Origin of the sequence: Kitasatospora sp. NPDC004669 (assembly GCF_040609455.1) — a bacterium.
Classification (GTDB): domain Bacteria; phylum Actinomycetota; class Actinomycetes; order Streptomycetales; family Streptomycetaceae; genus Kitasatospora.
In genome coordinates, this window is sequence record NZ_JBEXKB010000010.1 from 17,534 (window position 1) to 37,527 (window position 19,994).

Here is a 19,994-nt window from a genome sequence, read left to right on the forward strand (position 1 = left end):
GGGGTTGGCTGTGGTCACCGTCCTCCCCGGGCGTGCCGGGCGATGTGGCGCAGCGCGGCGGCGAACTCCTCGGCCGCCCGGCGCACGGTCGCGGTGTCGTGGACGGCGGCGCGGTGGTGCCAGGTGAAGGCGAGACGGCCGTGCTGCGCTGCGCCCACCACCTCCACCGGGTGCGAGCCGCCGTCGCGGGGGTCGTGGTCCTGGCCGAAGGAGCCGAGTTCGGCCCGGACCAGGCCCTTCTCGGCGACCTCGGGCCGCGCGTCCCACTGGCCGAGGTAGTTGAAGACGACCTGGCCGTGCGCGCCGGCGGCCAGGCGCTCGCGGACCTCGGGCGGGCCGAAGGTGCGCAGGGCGCCGAAGCCCAGTCCGTTCCCCGGCACCTCGCGCAGCTGGCGGCGGACCGACTTCACCAGGGCGCGCCAGTCGCGGTCCGGGCCGAGGTCCTCGGGGGCGGGGACCTGGAAGGTGACCGGGTAGACGGTGGTGAACCAGCCGACCGTACGGGACAGGTCCACGCCGTCCAGCACGTCCTCGCGGCCGTGGCCCTCCAGGTCCAGCCGGATCCGCTCGTGCCCGGTCCAGCGGGCGAGCGCCAGGGCGAGGGCGGCCAGCAGCACGTCGTTGACGCGGGTGCGGTAGGCCGCCGGGGCGGCGCGCAACAGCGCCTCGGTGTCCGCCTCGTCCAGTTCCACGGTGACCGCCGCCGTCTCGGCGGCAGCGGGCTCAGCGGCAGCGGGCTCGGCCGGCGCGCCGGGCACGGCCGGGTGGGCGGTCACCGCCTGGTCCCAGTACGGCAGTTCGTGGTCCAGGCCGCCCTCGGCGACATGGGCCGCGAGCCGCTGCGCCCACTCCCGGAAGGAGGTGCCGCGCTCCCCCAGGGTGATCGCGGCGCCCTGGACGGCCTGCCGGTAGGCGCTCTCCAGGTCGTCCCGAAGCACCCGCCAGGAGACGGCGTCGATGACCAGGTGGTGGGCGACCAGGAGCAGCAGGGCCGGGCGGCCCGGGTCGCCGGTGAACAGGGCCGCCCGCAGCAACGGGCCCCGGGCCAGGTCGAATCCGCCGTGCAGCTCGTCGGCGGCCTTGGCCATGGCGGCCTCGGCGTCCTCGGCGGACCGCCCGGTCAGGTCGTACCGGAGGAAGAGGTCGTCGGTGCGGGCCGGCGGCGGGTTGAACTGGTGCCAGCCCGTCTCCTCGCGGGTGAAGCGCATCCGCAGGGCGTCGTGGTGTTCCAGCAGGGCGTCCAGCGCGGCCCGCAGCGCCCGCGGGTCCGGGTCGACGCCGAGTTCGAGCAGCGTCGACTGGTTGAAGTGGTGGTGGGCGGCGCGCGGGGTGGTCAGGAACCACTCCTGGATGGGGGTGAGCGGCACGTCGCCGGTGACCGGGCCGTCGTCGCCGTGCTCGGGGGCGCTGCGCACGACGGTGGCCAGTTCGGCCACGGTCTGGTGGGTGAACAGGTCCCGGGTGGCCAGGTGCAGGCCGTCCCGGCGCAGCCGCGACACCACCTGCATGCTGAGGATGGAGTCGCCGCCGAGCAGGAAGAAGTTGTCGTCGGCGCCGACCTCCTCGATGCCCAGGACGTCGGCCCAGATCCGGGCGATCCGGCGTTCGGTGTCGGTCCCCGGCACGCGGTACGGACCGGCCGCGCCCTGCGCCGGCCCGGGGTCGGGCAGGGCCCGCCGGTCGGTCTTGCCGTTCGGGGTGAGCGGCAGCCGTTCCAGCGGCACGAACACCGACGGGACCAGGTGCGGCGGCAGTGATTCGGCCAGGTGGGCGCGTAGTTCCAGCGCGGAGGGGGTTCCCTCCGTTCCCTCCGCCCCGTCCGCGTCCGGTCCCTCCGCTCCTCCCGCCCGGTCGGCGGGGACGACGTAGGCGACCAGTCGGCCGCCGCCGGGGGCGTCGGCGCGGACCGTGACGACCGCGTCGCGCACCAGGGGGCTGCGGCGCAACGCGCTCTCGATCTCCCCCGGCTCGATCCGGAAGCCGCGCAGCTTGATCTGGTCGTCGGCGCGTCCGGCGAACCGCAGCCGGCCGTCGGCGTCGCGTCGGGCGAGGTCTCCGGTGCGGTACATGCGCTCGCCCGGCGCACCGTGCGGGTCGGCGAGGAAGCGCCCGGCGGTCAGCCCCGGACGGCCCAGGTAGCCACGGGCGAGGCCGGGGCCGGCCAGGTAGAGCTCCCCGGTCACGCCGGGGGGCACCGGCCGCATGGCCGCGTCGAGGACGTAGGCGCGGGTGGCGCCGCTGGGGAGACCGATCGCCGGTGCGCCGGTGCCCGGTGTCAGCGGGCCGGTCCAGGTGGCGACGACCGTGGCCTCGGTGGGGCCGTAGGAGTTGACCATCCGGCGGCCGGGGGCCCAGGTGTCGACCAGGTCGGCCGGGCAGGCCTCGGCGCCGACGACCAGGGTGCGCAGGGCGGGCAGCGCGCCGGCCGTCTCCGGGTCCACGGTGGCCAGGGCCGCCGGGGGGATCAGGGTGTGACTGATCCGCCGCCCGGCCAGGACCTCGGCCAGCCGCTCGCCGACCAGCGGCCCCTCCTCTCCGGTGACCAGTGCGGCCCCGCTGAGCAGGGAGACGCACAGTTCCAGCACGGAGGCGTCGAAGCTGGGTGAGGCGAACTGGAGCACCCGGTCACCCGGGCCGACGGCGTACTGCTCGGCGGCGGCCGCGGCGAAGGCGGCGAGTCCGCGGTGGGTCACCAGCACGCCCTTGGGCGTCCCGGTCGATCCGGAGGTGTAGATGACGTAGGCCGGGTGTCCGGGGGTGAGCGGGCCGGTGCGATCGGCGTCGGTGGGCGGGGTCTGCGGCCCGTCCGCGGTCCACACCCCGGCCGGGTCGTCGAGCAGCACGGCGGCTCCGGCGTCGCGGGTCATGAACTCCCGCCGCGGCGCCGGATAGTCCGGGTCCACCGGGAGGAAGGCGCCGCCGGCCTTGGCGACGGCGAGCTGTGCGACCACCACCGCCGCGCCGCGGGGCAGGGCGAGGGCGACCAGCCGCTCCGGTCCGACGCCGCGCCGGATGAGGTGGTGGGCGAGCCGGTTGGCCGCCCGGTCCACCTCGCCGTAGGTCAGCTCCCGCTCGCCGTCGAGCAGGGCCGGGGCGTCGGGGGTGCGGGCGGCCTGACGCTCGAACAGCTCGGCGAGCGTCGCCTCGGGCACCGGGCGGAAGGTGCCGCGCGCCCGGTCCAGCTCGGCGGCCAGTTCGTCCGCACCGGCCAGCGGCAGCGTGCCGACGGCGCGTTCCGGGTCCTGGGCGACGGCGGTCAGCAGGGTGCCGAGCTGCTCGGCCATCCGCTCGGCCGTGGCCGGGTCGAACAGGTCGGTGTTGTACGTGAGCAGGCCGTGCAGCGCGCCGGACTCCGTCTCGGCGAACTCCAGCACGAGGTCGAAAGCCGCCTGCGTGGACTCGGTCTCGACGTCCGTCACGTCGAGGCCCGGCAGGTCGAGGTCGGCCGAGGGGGTGTTCTGCAGCACGACCAGGACCTGGAAGAGCGGGCTGCGGCTGGTGTCGCGCTCCGGCCGCAGCTCGTCCACCACGCGCTCGAACGGCACGTCCTGGTGCGCGAAGGCGTCCAGGACGGTCCGCCGCACCTCGCCGAGGAACTCGGTGAAGGGCTTCCGGGGTTCGACCCGGGAGCGCAGCACCAGGGTGTTGACGAAGAAACCGACGAGGTCCTGGGTCTCGGGCCGGTCGCGCCCGGAGGTGACGGTGCCGACGGCGATGTCCTGGTCGCCGCTGAGGCGGGCGAGGTAGGCCTGGGCGGCGGCGACCAGGGTGGTGAACAGGGTGGTGCCCCGGTCCCGGCCGACCCGGACCAGCCGGCGGGCCGTGTCGGCGGGCAGGTCCAGACGGGCGGTGGCCCCGTTGCCGGTGCGCACCGCGGGCCGGGGCCGGTCGACGGGCAGGCGCAGCGGCTCGACGCCGGCCAGTTGCCCGGCCCAGTAGGCGAGTTGGCCGTCGCCGGGGTCGACGGCGGCGCGTTGCCAGTGCGCGTAGTCGGCGTACTGTACCGGCAGCGGCGCCAACCCGGGTTCCCCAGGGTCGAGTTCGGCGCGGTAGAGGTGGGCCAGGTCGGTGAGCAGGACGGCGGTCGACCAGCCGTCGGTGACGATGTGGTGCAGGGTCAGGGCGAGCACGTGGTCGCCGTCGGCCAGCCGGACCAGGCCGGTGCGCAGCAGCGGTCCGCGACGCAGGTCGAACGGACGGGTGCGTTCGGCGGCGAGCAGCCCGCGCAGCGCCGACTCCCGTACCTCCTCGGGCAGTTCGGACAGGTCGTACCGCTCCAGCGGCACCTCGTGCGGCGGGTGGACCAGCTGGACGCCGTGGCCGTCGACGCTGTCGAAGGTGGTGCGCAGCGACTCGTGGCGGGCCGCCAGGGCGCGCAGCGCCGCGCCGAGGGCACCGGTGTCCAGTGCGCCGCGCAGACGCAGCGCCAGCGCGGTGACGTACTCGGCGCCGCCGGGCGCGAACTCCTCCAGGAACCACAGGCGTTGCTGGGCGTACGACATCGGTGCCGCGCCGTCCCGGGCGACCGGGACGACGGCCGGGCGGCCCCGGCGGCCCTGCGCCTCGGTGAGCAGCCGGGCCAGTCCGGCCGGGGTGGGGTGGTCGAACACCGCCCGGGGGGTGAGGTCGGCGCCGAAGGCCTCGGCCAGGCGGGCGGCGAGCCGGATGCTGAGGATGGAGTCGCCGCCCAGTTCGAAGAAGCCGTCCTCCGTGCCGGGCGGCGGGGTGTCCAGGACCTCCCCGAAGACCTCGGCGACGCGGCGCTCGGCCTCGGTGCGCGGCTCGACCCGCGCGCGGTGCCCGGCGCCGTGGTCCCGGTCGGGCGCCGGGAGGGCGGACCGGTCGACCTTGCCGTTGCGGCTCAGTGGGAGGGCGGCGAGCGGGACGAAGGCGGCGGGGACGAGGTAGTCGGGCAGCGTGCGGGCGGCGAAGGCCCGCAGGTCCTCCGGTTCGGCCCCGGCCGGGCCGACCACGTAGGCGACCAGCCGCTTGGCGCCGGAGCGGTCCTCGCGGACGACCACGGCGACGTCGGTGACCCGCGGGTGGGCGGCGAGCGCGGCCTCCACCTCGCCGGGTTCGACCCGGAAGCCGCGGATCTTCACCTGGTCGTCGGCGCGACCCAGGAACTCGACGGTGCCGTCCGGGCGCCGCCTGGCCAGGTCGCCGGTGCGGTACATCCGGGCGCCGGGCGGGCCGGCCGGGTCGGCGAGGAAGCGGGCCGCGGTCTCGCCGGGCCGGCCCAGGTAGCCGCGGGCCAGGCCCTCGCCGGCGACGTACAGTTCGCCCGCGCAGCCCGGCGGGACGGGCCGTAGGCGCCGGTCGAGGACGTGGACGCGCCGGTCGTCCAGGGGGCGGCCGATGGGCAGCGTGTCGGGCACCGTCGCCGCCTCGGTGAGGGCGAAGGCGGTCGCGAAGGTGGTGGTCTCGGTGGGCCCGTAGCCGTCCACCACGGTCAGCCCGGGGCAGGCGTCCAGGACCCGGCGCACCGCGGCGGCGGGCACCACGTCCCCGCCGGTCCACAGCGTCCGCAGGCCCGCGAAGCAGTCCGGCGCGTCCTGGGCGAGCAGCCGGAAGAGTCCGGCGGTGAGCCACAGCGCGGTCGGCCCCTCGGCCTCGGCGAGCCTTCGCAGCAGCGTCGCGTCCACCGGCCCGTCGGGGGCGACGAGCACGCAGCCGCCGTTCAGCAGCGGCGCCCAGACCTCGAAGGTGGCGGCGTCGAAGGCCACCGGCGAGTGCAGCAGGACCCGCTGGCACCGGCCGTCGGCGAAGCGGCTGTCGGTGGCGAGCGAGGCCACGTCGCGGTGCCGTACCGCCACGGCCTTGGGCTCCCCGGTGGATCCGGAGGTGAACATCACGTAGGCCAGCCGGTCGGGGTCGGCCGGCGGCAGGGCCGACGCCGGCGCGGCCGTTCCCTCGCGTGTGGCGGCGACCTGCTCGGCGGCGACCTGCTCGGCGGTGAGCCGGAGGGCGGCGCCGGCCCGGGCGAGCAGGGCGCGGCGGCGCTCCTCGGGGGCCCGCAGGTCGACCGGCAGGTAGGCGCCACCCGCTTTGAGGACGGCCAGTTGGGCGACGACCAGTTCGGCCGAGCGGTCCATCGGCAGTGCCACCCGGGCCTCGGGCACCAGGCCCTCGGCCAGTAGCCGGGCGGCCACCCGGTCCGACCATTCGTCGAGCTCGCGGTAGGTCAGTTCGCGGGCGCCGTCGCGCACCGCGGGCGCGTCGGGGGTGCGCCGGGCCCACTCGGCGAAGACCGTCAGCGGGCTGCCGGGCGCCGCCGGGCGGGCGGTGGGGTGCCAGCCGGCCAGCAGCTCCCGGTCGGCCGGCGTGAGCGGGTCCAGGTCGTCGACGTCACCCGCGAGGCCCTCGGCGAGGGCGCCCAGCAGACGGGCCAGGCGGTCCGCCGCGTCCTGGACGGTCCGGTGGTCGAAGAGCCCGGGGTCGTAGGCCAGGTCGAAGCCGAGCCGCTCGGTCAGGTGGGCGCGCAGGCACCAGGGGAAGGTGGTGGCGTCGTCGGCGCGTACCTCGACCACCCGCACCCCGGTCCTGGCCGCGGCCGACTCGTCGACGGGATAGTTCTCGAACACCAGCATGCTGTCGAACAGCGCCTCACCGGCGGGCAGTTCGCTCAGCGCCTGGACGCGGGACAGGGCCAGGTGATCGTGGCGGCGGCCGTCGCTCTGCCGCTCCTGCAGGTCCCGCAGCCAGGGCAGCACGGCGCCGGAGGCCCCCCGAACCCGAGCGGGCATCCGCACCCTGGTCGGCACGGTGTTGATGAACAGGCCGATCATCGACTCCACGCCGGGCAGTTCGGCCGGGCGCCCGGACACGGTGGTGCCGAAGACCACGTCGTCGCCGCCGCTGTAGCGCGCCAGCAGCAGGGCCCAGGCGCCCTCCACCGCGGTGTTGACGGTCAGTCCGGCGGCGGCCGCGTTCTCCCGCAGTCGGCGGGACAGCGCCTCGTCCAGTTCGCGGTGGACGGCGGCGGTGGCCCGGGCACGGTGGGCCTGGACCGGCGGGCGGTCGTACGGCAGCGGGGTCCGTTCGGCGAATCCGGCCAGGGCGTCGGCCCAGTGGGCCTCGGCCGCGGCCTGGTCCTGCTCGCGCAACCAGCCCAGGAAGTCCGCGAACGGCCGCCGGACCGGCCGGGGCGCCTGCGGGCCGCCGGTCAGCGCGGCGTACTCCTCGCACACCTCGGTGAGCAGCTGTCCGGTGCTCCAGCCGTCCAGGACGATGTGGTGGGTGGACCACAGCAGCAGGACCTCGTCACCGGGCAACGCGGCCAGGGTCAGCCGGGTGAGCGGCACGGTGGTGAGGTCCAGCCCGGCGGCGCGGTCCTCGGCGAGCAGCCGCTCGGTCGCCGACTCCCTTTGCCCGGGTGCCAGTTCGCGCCAGTCCCGGTGGGCGACGGGCAGCGCGGCGCGGCGGGCGACCAGCTGGACGGGGTGTGGCAGGCCCCGCCAGTGCACGCTGGAGCGCAGTGCCGGGGTGCGGTCGGCGACGCGCTGCCAGGCGTCGGCGAAGGCCGTCGGGTCCGCGACGCCGGCCAGCCGCACCGCGACCCGGTCGACGTAGGCGCCGTCGGTGTCCACGAGCCCGTGGAAGAGCATGCCGGACTGCAGCGGGGTCAGCGGCAGCACGTCCTCGACCTCGTGCCCGTCGCCGACCAGCCGGTCCAGCTGTTCCTGATCGAGGCCGGCGAGCGGGAAGTCCGACGGGGTGCGGCCGCCGGCCCCGGGGCGGGCGCAGTGCTGCGCCAACTCGCGCAGCGCGGCGCACATCTGCTCGGCGAGCCCGCGCACGACGGCCTCGTCGTAGACGGCCGCGGGGTAGGTCCAGGCCAGTTCGAGGCGGCCGTCCTGGACCGCGCCGGTGACGTCCAGCAGGTAGGGGCGGGGTTCGTCGGGGTCGGTGTCGCGGCCGGCCGGCGGCAGCTGGGCGCGGACCAGGCCGTCGGCGCCGCCGCGACCGTCCCACTGTCCGTGGTAGTTGAAGCCGACCTGCGGCACGGCGTGGCCGGTCGGCGGACGGTCGGGCCGCAGGTGGCGCAGCGCGCCGTAGCTGAGTCCGCGCAGCGGGACGGCGCGCAGCTGCTCCTTGACCGAGCGCAGGGTGTCGTGCCAGCCGGCCTGCGGGTCGACGTGCAGGGCGAGCGGGAACTCGGCGGTGAACCAGCCGACCGTCCGGGACAGGTCCAGGTCCTCGAAGAGGTCCTCGCGGCCGTGCCCCTCCACCCCGACCAGCACGGTGTCCCGCTCGCACCAGCGGGCCAGGGTGCGGCCGAGGGCGCTGAGCAGGACGTCGTTGACCTGGGTGCGGTAGACCTCGGGGACGTGGCGCAGCAGGGCCTCGGTGGTCCGCTCGTCCAGCGTCACGGTGACGGTGGCCGCGGTGGCGTGGGTGTTGGGGGCGGGCCGACCGGCGGGCAGGCCTGCGGGGGCCGCGCCGGTGCGGGTCCAGTGGGCGGTGTCGCCGTCGAGGGCCCCGGCGCGGGTGTGCCGCTCCAGCCGGGTGGCCCAGCGGCCGTAGGAGGTGCCCGTCGGCGTCAGCTCGACCGGTGCTCCGGTGCGGGCCGTGCGGTAGGCCGCTTCGAGGTCGGGGAGCAGGATGCGCCAGGAGACCCCGTCCACGGCCAGGTGGTGGACGGTGAGGACGAGTTGGCCGGGCAGCTGCCCGCCGCGGTCGAAGTGCAGGGCGCGGACGGTGCGGCCCTCGACGGGGTCGAGCGAGCGCTGGGCCTCCTCGGTGGCCCGCTGCACCCGCTCCTCCAGGGCGACGGCGTCGAGGCCGGTCGCGTCGTGGCGGGTGAGGACGCCCTCCGGCCGCCGGTCCGGCACCTTCTGGCGCCAACCGGCCTCGGTGTGGCGGAAGCGGGTGCGCAGCGCGGCGTGGTGGTCCACGAGGGCCAGGACGGCACGGCGCAGGGCCTCCGGGTCGGTGCCGGGGGCGAGTTCCAGTCGCTGGGTCATCGTGAAGCGCAGGGCGTCGCCGGGGCGGCGGCCGTCGAGGTACCAGTGCTGGATCGGGGTGAGCGGCGCCTCGTCGGGCTCGGGTTCACCCGGATCGGGAAGCTGAGCCGACTCCGAGGTGTTCAAGGCGAGTTCGGCGATGTTCTGGTGGCGGAAGACGTCCTTGGCGGTGAGTGCGAGCCCGGCGGCCCGGGCGCGGGAGACGATCTGGATGCTGAGGATGGAGTCGCCGCCGAGCGCGAAGAAGTTGTCCCGGGCGCCGACCCGCTCGACGCCCAGCACCTCGGCCCAGATCGCGGCGAGCCGCTCCTCGGCGCCGGGGCGCGGCGCGACGTACGGGGTGGCGCGGTCGGGCCGGGTCGGCGGGGCGGGCAGCGCGCGCCGGTCGGTCTTGCCGCTGGTGGTGCGGGGGATCCGGGCCAGCGGGACGAACGCGGCGGGCACCAGGTGGTCGGGCAGGGTCCGCCGCAGCCAGGCCCGCAGTTCGTCGGCGGGCGGCACCCGGTCGCCGGCCGGCACCGGGTAGCCGACGAGCATCGTCCGGCCCGCGTGCTCGCGCGCGGCGACCGCGCAGTCGGCGAGGTCCGGGTGCGTCAGCAGGGCGGCCTCCACCTCGCCGGGCTCGATCCGGAAGCCGCGGATCTTGAGCTGCTCGTCAACCCGGCCGAGGAACTCCAGCTGCCCGTTCGCGTCCCAGCGGGCCGAGTCGCCGGTGCGGTACATCCGGGTGCCCGGGGTGCCGAACGGGTCGGCGAGGAAGCGGGCGGCGGTCAGCCCGGGCCGGTTCAGGTAGCCGCGGGCCACCTGGGCGCCCGCCAGGTACAGCTCCCCCGGCATGCCGGGCGGCACCGGCCGCAGGGCGCCGTCGAGCAGGTAGGCCCGCAGGTTGCGGCCGGGGCGGCCGATGACCGGGCGCCCGGGGTGCTCCGCGCACCGGGCGTAGGCGGCGTCGACGGTGCACTCGGTGGGCCCGTACACGTTGTAGGCGGTGACGCCGAGGTCGGCGTGTGCCGCGCACAGCTCCCGCCAGGTGGCGGCGGGCAGGGCCTCGCCGCCGACCAGCAGCAGGCGGGGGTGGTGCGGGCCGGGTGCGAGCAGGCCGGCGGCGGTGAGTTCGCGCAGGAAGGAGGGGGTGACGTTCACCAGGTCCAGCCGGCGTTCGACGACCAGGGCGCGGAACGCCTGCGGGTCCAGCCGGACGTCCTCGTCGATCAGGTGGAGTTCCTGGCCCAGCGCGAGCAGCAGCGGGCCCTCCCAGCTGGTGTCGAAGGAGAAGGAGGCGCTGAGCGCGACCCGCAGCCGGCCGCCGTCGGCGGTGTGCGGCGCGACCAGTTCCTCGCGGTGGTCCCGGCAGAGGTTGACCAGCTGCCGGTGCTCGACGGCCACGCCCTTGGGCCGGCCGGTCGAGCCGGAGGTGAAGACGACGTAGGCGGTGTGCTGCGGCAGCAGCGGGGAGGTGCGGTCGGCGTCGGTGAGGTCGTGGTCGGGCAGCGCGTCCCAGGGCACTTCGCGCAGCATCCGCTCGGTCAGCACGACCCGCGGCCGGGCGTCGTCGAGCAGGAGGGCGGCCCGCTCCTCCGGCAGGTCCGGGTCGACGAAGAGCACGGCGGCGCCCGCCTTGAGCACCGCGAACAGCGCCACCGGCAGGTCCGCGGCGCGCGGCAGCCGGACCGCGACCAGGTGCTCCGGGCCGGCGCCGAGGGCGACCAGGTGGCGGGCGAGCCGGTTGGCCCGCGCGTTGAGGGCGGCGTAGTCGAGGACGGCGTCCCGGGCGACCAGGGCGGTGGCGTGCGGGGTGCGGGCGGCCTGCGCCTCGAACAGGGCCGAGAAGGTGGTGTCCGGCTCCGCGGGCAGCGCCTCGCCCCGCCCCTGCGCCAGCACCCGGTGCCGTTGGTCGGCCGTCATCAGGGGCAGGTCCCCGACGGCCGTGGCCGGGTCCTCGGCCGCCGCCTCCAGCAGGGCCCGCAGCCAGGCCGCCAGGTTCTCGGCGGTCCGCGGGTCGAACAGCCCGGTGTTGTACTCCAGGTGGCCGGTCAGTCCGCCGTCGCCCTCGACGAAGTCGAAGGAGAGGTCGAAGGTGGCGCCCAGGACCGGCGGGGTGACCGGCTCGACCACCAGGCCCGGCAGCCGCGGCACTTCGGCACCGAGGTTGTGCAGGGCCACCATGACCTGGAACAGCGGTGTGCGGCTGGTGTCGCGCTCCGGCTGGAGCTCGTCCACCAGCCGTTCGAAGGGCACCTCCTGGTGGCCGAGGGCCTCCAGGACGGTGGCACGGGCGGCGGCCAGCAGCTCGCGGAAGGACAGCTCCGGGCGGACCTCGCCGCGCAGCACCAGGGTGTTGACGAACATGCCGACCACGTCGTGGAGTTCGCCGTGCTCACGGCCCGAGGTGACGGTGCCGACGGCGACGTCCCGCTGCCCGGCCCAGCGGGCGAGCAGGATCTGACAGGCCGTCAACAGCACGGTGTAGAGCGTTCCGTCGGCCTCCCGGCCCCGCGCGCGCAGCCGCGCGGTCAGCTCGGCGGACAGCGTGAAGGTGACCAGGGCGCCGTCCCGGGTGCGCACCGCCGGGCGCGGCCGGTCGGTGGGAAGCTCCAGCGGGGTCAGGCCGGCCAGGGCCCGTCGCCAGTACGCGAGGTCGGCCTCGGCCCGGTCGGTCCGGGTGCGCTGCCAGGCCGCGTAGTCGGTGTAGCGCACGGGCAGTGCGGGCAGATCCGGGCGGCGGCCGCCCAGGGCCGCCGCGTACAGCTCGGCCAGGTCGCGGCCCAGGACGCCCATCGACCAGCCGTCGGTGGCGATGTGGTGCACCGCCAGCACGAGCACGTGCTCGCCTTCGGCCGACCGGGCCAGCCGGGCCCGCAGCAGGGGCCCGGCGGCGAGGTCGAAGGGGGTGACGGCGATCCGCTCCAGCAGCGCGTCGAGGCCCGCCGGGTCGAGGTCCTCGCAGGGCAGCTCGACCGGGTGCGGCGGGCGCACCACCTGCCGGGCCCGGCCGTCCCGCTCGGCGAAGGTGGTCCGCAGCGCCTCGTGCCGCTCGACCAGGGCGTCCAGCGCGGTGCCCAGCGCGGCACGGTCGAGCGCTCCGCGCAGGCGCAGCACGGACAGCGTGGTGTACTCGGTGCTGCCCGGCTCGAAGCGGTCGAGGAACCAGAGCCGCTGCTGGGCGTACGACAGCGGCGGTTCGGCGTCCGGGTCCGCGAGGACGGGGACGGCGGCGGGGGCGGTGCCGGCCGGCTCGCCGAGGGCTTCGGCCAGGTCCGCCAGCACGGGGTGGGTGAACAGCAGCCTGGGTGAGAGGTCCGCGCAGCCGAAGGCCGCGCGCAGCCGGGCGGTGACCCGGACGGCGAGGATGGAGTCGCCGCCGAGGGCGAAGAAGTCGTCCTCGGCGCCGGCCTCGGTGGTGTCCAGCACCTCCGTCCAGGCGGCGGCGACCAACCGCTCGGCGCGGGTGCGGGGCGCGGTGCGCGCCCGGCCGGCGGCGAAGCCGTCCGGACCGGGCACGGGCAGCGCGCGCCGGTCGAGCTTGCCGTTGGGGGTGAGCGGCAGGGCCGCCATCGGGACGTAGGCGGCGGGCACCAGGTAGGCGGGCAGCAGCCGTTCCAGGTGGGCGCGCAGTTCGGCGGCGGACGGGGGCCGGTCCACGCCCCCACCGGCGGCGACGACGTGGGCGACCAGTCGGCGGGTGCCGGAGGCGTCCTGGTACACGCCCACGGTGGCGAGGCCCACGCCCGGGTGGGTGTGCAGGGCGGCCTCGATCTCGCCGGGTTCGATCCGGTACCCGCGGATCTTGACCTGCTGGTCGGCGCGGCCCAGGTAGCGCAGGGTGCCGTCGCTCTGCCGGCGCACCCGGTCGCCGGTGCGGTACATCCGGGTGCCCGGGGTGCCGAACGGGTCGGCGAGGAAGCGGGCGGCGGTCAGTCCGGGCCGGTTGAGGTAGCCGCGGGCCAGGCCCTCCCCCGCGACGTACAGCTCGCCCACCGCGCCCGGGGGCACCGGGGCCAGGTCGGCGTCGAGCACGTACAGCCGCAGGTCCGGGATGCCGGTGCCGATCGGTCCCGGACCGCCGGCGGCGGCGGTCGCCGCGTCCAGCGGGGCATGGGTGACGTGCACGGTCGTCTCGGTGATGCCGTACATGTTCACCAGGCGCGGCGCGTCCTGCGGGTGGCGGGCGTACCAGTCGGCGAGGCGGGTGACGTCCAGCGCCTCACCGCCGAAGACCACCGTGCGCAGCGCCGAGCGGCATGCGAGTTCCGGGTGTTCGGCGTCCGCGCGGATCAGCGGGTAGAACGCGGACGGGGTCTGGTTGAGCACGGTCACCCGCTCGTCGGCGAGCAGCCGCAGGAAGTCCTCCGGGGAGCGGGCGGTGGACTCGGGCACGACGACGAGCCGGCCGCCGTGCAGCAGTGGGCCCCACAGCTCCCACACCGAGAAGTCGAAGGTGTAGGAGTGGAAGAGCGTCCAGACGTCCTGGGCGCCGAAGCCGAACAGCTCCCGGGTCTGCTCGAACAGCCGCACCACGTTGGCGTGGGGCACCACGACGCCCTTGGGGCGGCCGGTGGAGCCGGAGGTGAAGATGGCGTAGGCGGGGCTGTCGGGCAGCGGCCGGTGGCCGGGGGCGAGCGGGCCGGCCGGGCGCCGGGCCAGGTCGGCGCGCACCCGCGGGTCGTCGAGGGCGAGGACGGGCACCTCGGCGGTGTCGGCCGAGGGCGCCACCAGGGCCACCGGGGAGGCGTCGCGCAGCAGTTGGGCGCGGCGTTCGGCCGGCAGGCCCGGGTCGAGCGGCAGATAGGCGGCGCCGGTCTTGAGGACGGCGAGGACCGCCACCACCAGCTCGGCCGACCGGGGCATTGCGAGGGCGACGAACCGCTCGGGCCCGGCGCCGAGTTCGGCCAGCCGGTGGGCGAGGCGGCCGGCCCGGGCGTCCAGGGTGGCGTAGTCGAGGTGCTCGGCTCCGCAGGTGACGGCCTCGGCGTGCGGGGTGCGGGCGGCCTGCGCCTCGAAGAGGTCCACCAGGGTGCGGGTGGGTCGGCCGTGCGCGGTGCCGCTGCGGTCGACCAGCAGGCGCCGCCGTTCCTCGGCGGTGGTCCACGCCAGGGCGCGCAGCGGACGGTCCAGTCCCCCGGCCAGCTCGGTGAGCAGCAGGCACAGCCGCTCGGCGAGGCCGCGGACGGTCGCGGCGTCGAACAGCTCCGGGTCGTAGGCGAGGTCGAAGCCGAAGTGCTCCCCCTGGTAGGCGCGCAGGACCAGCGGGTAGTTGGTGGCGTCCCGGGAGGAGACCTCCGCCAGGCGCACTCCGGTGCCGGCCGTGCGGGCGTCGTCGAAGGGGTAGTTCTCGAAGGCGACGATGCTGTCGAACAGGGCGCTGCCGCGCGGCACGTCGCTGAACCCGGTGAGCTCGGCGAGGGACACCGCGGCGTGGCGCCGGGCCTCGGCCTGGGCCTCCTGCAGTTCCCGCAGCCAGGCGGCGGCGGTGCGGCGGCCGTCCACCCGGACCCTGGTGGGCAGGGTGTTGATGAACATGCCGATCATCGACTCGACGCCGGGCAGCTCGTCGGGGCGGCCGGAGACGGTCGTCCCGAACAGGACGTCCGGCTCGCCGCTGTAGCGGGACAGCAGCAGTGCCCAGGCTCCCTGCACCACGGTGCCGAGGGTCAGCCCGGCCTGCCGGGCGGTGCGGGCCAGGCGCTCGGAGGCCTCCTCGGACAGTCCCGCGGTGTGGGTGTCCGCCGACCGGGCCCGGTGGGCCCCGCGGCGCACCCGGTCGGCGGGCAGCGGGGTGGCGGTGGCGAAGCCCGCCAGGACGTCCCGCCAGTGCGTTCGGGCGGCCTCGGCGTCCTGGTCGGCCAGCCAGCGCACGTAGTCGGCGAACGGGCGGCGCACCGCCGGGGTCGGCACGCCCCCGGCGGTGAGCGCCGCGTACTCCTCGAACACGTCGGTGAGCACCTGGGCCAGGCTCCAGCCGTCCAGGATCAGGTGGTGGGAGGTCCACAGCAGTTGCAGGCGGGCCTCGGGCAGCTGGACGAGGGTGAGCCGGGTCAGCGGCGCCGTGGCGATGTCCAGTCCCCGGGCGAGGTCGTCGGCGCGCAGCCGGGCCAGCCGGTCGGCGCGCTCGCGCGGGTCGAGCGCCCGCAGGTCCAGGTGGGTCACCGGCAGCCGGACGCCGCGGCGCACCACCTGCAACGGGCGGGGGACGCCCTCCCACAGCACCGAGGTGCGCAGCGCGGGTGTGCGGTCGGCGACCCGCTGCCAGGCGAGGGCGAGGGCGTGCGGGTCGCCCACGCCCTCCAGCAGCAGGGCGGCCTGGTCCACGTAGACGTCGTCCGGGCCGCCGACCAGGCGGTGGAAGAGCATGCCCTCCTGGAGCGGGGTGAGCGGCAGCAGGTCCTCCACTTCCCGCCCGTCGCCGACGATCCGGTCCACGGCGGCCTGGTCCAGGCCGGCCAGCGGGAAGTCGGAGGGGGTGCGGCCGCCCGCGCCGGGGCGGGCGCAGTGCTCGACGACGGCGGTCAGCGCGTCGGCGGTGGCCTGGGCCAGCGCCTGGACGGTGGCCGTCTCGTGCACCTGCTCGCTGTAGTGCCAGGTGAGTTCCAGCTCGCCGTCGGCGACCACGGCGGAGACGTCGAGCAGGTGGTCCAACGGCTCCCCGGGGGCGAGGTCCCGGCCGGGGGCGTCGCCGGCGGGGGCGAAGTCCCCGGCCGCGGGGGCGGTCCACTGCCCGTGGTAGTTGAAGCAGACCTGCGGCAGCGGGACGTCCCGCAGGGCGCGGGCGGCCGGGTCGGGTGAGCCGAGGCGGGCCAGGGCCTCGTAGCCCAGGCCGCGGCGGGGTACGGCCCGCAGCCGCTCCTTGACCTGCTTGAGCGTGGCGGCCCAGTCCGGGTCGTCGGCCGGGCCGACCGGGGCGAGGGTGACGGGGTACTGGGTGGTGAACCAGCCGACGGTCCGGGAGAGGTCCAGCCCGTCGAACAGGTCCTCCCGGCCGTGGCCCTCCAGGGCGACGGTGACCGCCTCGGCGCCCGTCCAGTCGGCGAGGGCCCGGCCCAGTGCGCTGAGCAGCACGTCGTTGACCTGGGTGCGGTAGACCTCGGGGACCTTCCGCAGCAGTGCCCCGGTGGTGGCGCGGTCCAGGCGGGTGCGCAGGGTGCGCGCGGAGCCGGCCGACGGGGTGCCTCCGGGGTGGTCGACGGGCAGCGGCTCGGCCGGCGCCCCGGCTCCGGCCGTCCAGTACGGCAGGTCCTCGTCGAGCCCGCCGGACCGGACCAGCTCGCCGAGGTCGCGGGCCCAGTCGGTGAACGGGATGGGCTCGGGTTCGAGGCGCGGCTCGGCGCCCGCCGCCGCCTGCCGGTAGGCGTGTTCCAGATCGGCGAGCACCACCCGCCAGGAGACGCTGTCCACGGCCAGGTGATGGGCCGCCAGGAAGAGCTGGGGCCGGGCGTCGCCGGTCGGGCCCGCCTGGACGTCCCGCAGCAGGACGGCGCGCAGCAGCTCGCCGGTGGCCGGGTCCAGCGCGGCGCGGGCGGCGTCGGCGGCCTCGGCCCGGTCCACGGCCGGGTCGGGCCGGGTCAGTGGTGCGGTGCCCGGGGCGTCGACCGGCTGCTGGCGCCAGCCGTCCGCGCCCCGGGTGAACCGGGTGCGCAGCGCCGGGTGGGCGGCCACGACGGCCCGCAGCGCCCGTTCCAGGGCCGGTTCGTCGAGCTGGTGCGGCAGATCGAGCAGCATCGACATGCTGAAGCGGCTCAGCGGGCCGTGGGCGGCGAAGAACCACTCCTGGACCGGGGTCAGCGGGGCCGGGCCGTCCCCGTGCCGAGGCCGGGGGGCGGTCGGCGCGGTGGCCGGGCGGACCGCGGCGACCAGGTCGGCGACGCTCTGGTGGCGGAAGACGTCCTGGGAGCCGATCCGCAGGCCGGCGGCGCGGGCCCGGGAGACCGCCTGGATGCTCAGGATGGAGTCGCCGCCGAGCTCGAAGAAGTTGTCCGTGACGCCCACCCTGGGCACGCCCAGCACCTCGGCCCAGATGCGGGCGAGGGTCTCCTCCTCGGGGGTGCGCGGAGCGGTGAACTCCCGCTCCCGAGCGCCGACTTCGGGCTCGGGGGCGGGCAGCGCTCGACGGTCCAGCTTGCCGCTGACGGTGAGCGGCAGGGCGTCGAGCGCGGTGAAGGACGACGGCACCAGGTGGTCGGGCAGCACCCGCCGCAGGGCCGCCCGCAGCTCGGCCGCCGGGCGGGCCGCACCTTCGGCGAGGACCAGGTAGGCGGCCAGCCGGGTGTGGCCGCGCGCGTCGGGCACGGCGGCGACGGCGGCCGCGGTGACCTCGGGCAGGTCGAACAGCGCCGCCTCGACCTCGCCGGGTTCGATCCGGTGGCCGCGCACCTTGACCTGGTCGTCCGCGCGCCCGAGGTACTCCAGGCGCCCGTCGGCGGTCCAGCGGGCCAGGTCGCCGGTGCGGTACATCCGGCTGCCGGGCGGGCCGAACGGGTCGGCGGTGAAGCGGGCGGCGGTCAGGCCCGGCCGCCCCAGGTAGCCGCGGGCGATCTGGTGGCCCGCCAAGTGGAGTTCGCCGCTCACCCCGGGCGGCACCGGTTGCCGCCGGCCGTCCAGGACGTACGCCCGGACGTTGGGCAGCGGACGGCCCACCAGCGGCCGGTCCTCGCCGTCGATGCGGCAGGCCAGCGCGTCGACCGTGCACTCGGTGGGGCCGTAGTAGTTGTAGGCGGCGGTGTCCGGGCGTCCGGCGAGCTCGCGCCAGAGCCGGGGTCCGACCGCCTCGCCGCCGAGCATCAGCACCCGCGGGCGGTGCCGCGGGTCGTCGAGGAGCCCGGCGGGCAGCAGTTGGCGCAGGTAGGAGGGGGTCACGTCGAGGAAGTCGACGCGGTGCCGCACGACGTACTCGACCAGGGCCGCCGGGTCCATCCGGGTCGCCTCGTCGACCAGGTGCAGCGGGTGGCCGTCGGCCATCAGCAGCACGCCCTCCAGGGAGGTGTCGAAGGAGAACGCGGCGGTCAGCGCCACGCGCAGCGGTCCGCCGCCGGCGTCGGCGACGAAGCCCGCGCGGTGGGCGGCCAGCAGGTTCACCAGCGCCCGGTGCGGGACGGCGACGCCCTTGGGGCGGCCGGTGGAGCCGGAGGTGTGGAGCACGTACGCGGTGTTCGCCGGGTGCAGCGGGGCGGTTCGGTCGGCGTCGGTGGGGTCGGTGTCCGGCCCGGTGGCGGGCAGCGCGCGCAGCGCCGCCTCGTCCAGGACCAGGGCCGGGCGGGCGTCGTCCAGGAGTCGGCGGACCCGCTCGGCCGGCAGCGCCGGGTCCAGCGGCAGGTAGCCGGCGCCGGCCTTCCAGACGGCGACCATCGCGGTGATCATGTCGGCGGTGCGCGGCAGGCGCAGCGCGACGAGTCGTTCGGGGCCGGCGCCGAGCGCGATGAGGTGGTGGGCGAGCCGGTTGGCGCGGGCGTTGAGCGTCGCGTAGTCGAGGCGCTCCGGCCCGGCGACCAGCGCCGGGGCGTCCGGGGTCAGCGCCGCCCGGCGTTGCAGCAGCTCGGGGTAGGTGGTGTCCTCGACGGGCAGCGCGGTGGCGTTCCACTCCCGGGTCAGCTGTCCGGTCTCCCGCGCGGAGAGCAGCGGCAGGGTGCCGATCGGGCGGTCCGGTTCGGCGGCGGCGCCTTCCAGTAGCCGCAACAGCTGGTCGGCCATCCGTCGCGCGGTGTCCGCGTCGAAGAGGTCGGCGCGGTACTCCAGCGCACCGGTCAGCGCCTCCCCGTCCGGTACGAACTCCACGCTCAGGTCGAAGGTGGCGGCCTGCCGGGGCACGGCGACCGGGGAGACCTCCAACCCGTGCGGGGCGTCGGCCGCGGGCGGCGCCGGGTGCAGCAGGACGAGCACGTCGAACAGCGGGTTGCGGCCGGCCTCACGCGGTGCGCCGACCGCCTCGACCAGTCGCTCGAAGGGCGTGTCGCCGTGCGCGAGCGCGTCGTTGCCGGTCTCGGTGGCGGCCGCCAGCAGCTCGCGGAAGGAGCCGGCGGGCTCCACCCGGGTGCGCAGCACCACGGTGTTGACGAAGCAGCCGACGGCCCGCTCCAGTTCGGTGCGGGAGCGCCCGGGTGTCAGGGAGCCGACGGTGACGTCCTGCTGACCGGACCAGCGGGCCAGCAGGGCCTGGGTGGCGGCGACCAGGGCGGTGTGGAGCGTGCCGTGCCGCTCGGCCGCGAGTTCGCGCAGCCGGGTGGTGAGCCGGGCGGGGACGGTGAAGGTGTGGACGGCTCCGGGGCCGGCCTCCTCGCCGCGGCGCGGCCGGTCCAGCGGCAGCTCCGGCGGCACCGCTCCGGCCAACTTCCCCTTCCAGTGGGCCAGCTGTCTCTCCAGTCGGGCGCCGGAGAGCTGCTCGCGCTGCCAGAGCGCGAAGTCCGGGTACTGGGCGGTTACCGGCGGCAGCTCCGGTCGGACGCCCCGGGCCAGGGCGTCGTAGGCGGTGCACAGCTCGTCCAGGACGACGCCCATCGACCAGCCGTCGGTGACGATGTGGTGCGCGGTCAGCTGCAGGATGTGCGAGGTGTCCGACTCGCGCACCAGCAGGGCGCGCAGCAGCGGCCCCTGCCGCAGATCGAAGGGGCGGGAGTACTCCTCGCGCAGGATCGCGTCGAGGGCCTGCGGCCCGGTGGTCTCCCGGACCGGCAGCGGCGGCGGCTCGGCCGGTCGTACGGTCTGGACCGGTCGGCCGTCGGTCTCGTCGAAGGTGGTCCGCAGCCCCTCGTGGCGCGCCGTGACGGCGGTCAGCGCCCCGGCGAGCGCGGTGCGGTCCAGCGGGCCGGTGAACCGGACGGCGACGGCGCTGTTGTAGCGGGGGTCGCCGGGCCGCAGCCGGTCCAGGAACCACAGGCGCTGCTGGACGAAGGAGGGCGGCAGCGGGCGGCTGCGGTCGGCGCGCGGGATGCCCCCCTCGGCAGCGCCGGACCGTCCGGCCAGCCGGAGCCGCAGCGCTTCCCTCAGGTCGGCGGGCAGGGCTGCGGCGCGGTCTCGCTTCGAAGGCGTCATGGTCGTCGG

General features: G+C 76.6%; 1 protein-coding gene. It reads right to left on the minus strand.

All coding sequences use genetic code 11. The annotated features are described in order from the left end of the window. Positions 1-14: 14 nt before the first annotated feature. A complete protein-coding gene (locus tag ABZW30_RS10940) occupies positions 15-19,985 on the minus strand; it encodes a non-ribosomal peptide synthase/polyketide synthase (protein WP_355670745.1) in 19,971 nt (6,656 codons plus the stop codon). Positions 19,986-19,994 lie beyond the last annotated feature (9 nt).

Coding starts and splice junctions, on each gene's coding strand:
- ABZW30_RS10940 (WP_355670745.1), bottom strand. CDS start 19,985: ATGACGCCTTCGAAGCGAGACCGCGCCGCAGCCCTGCCCGCCGACCTG.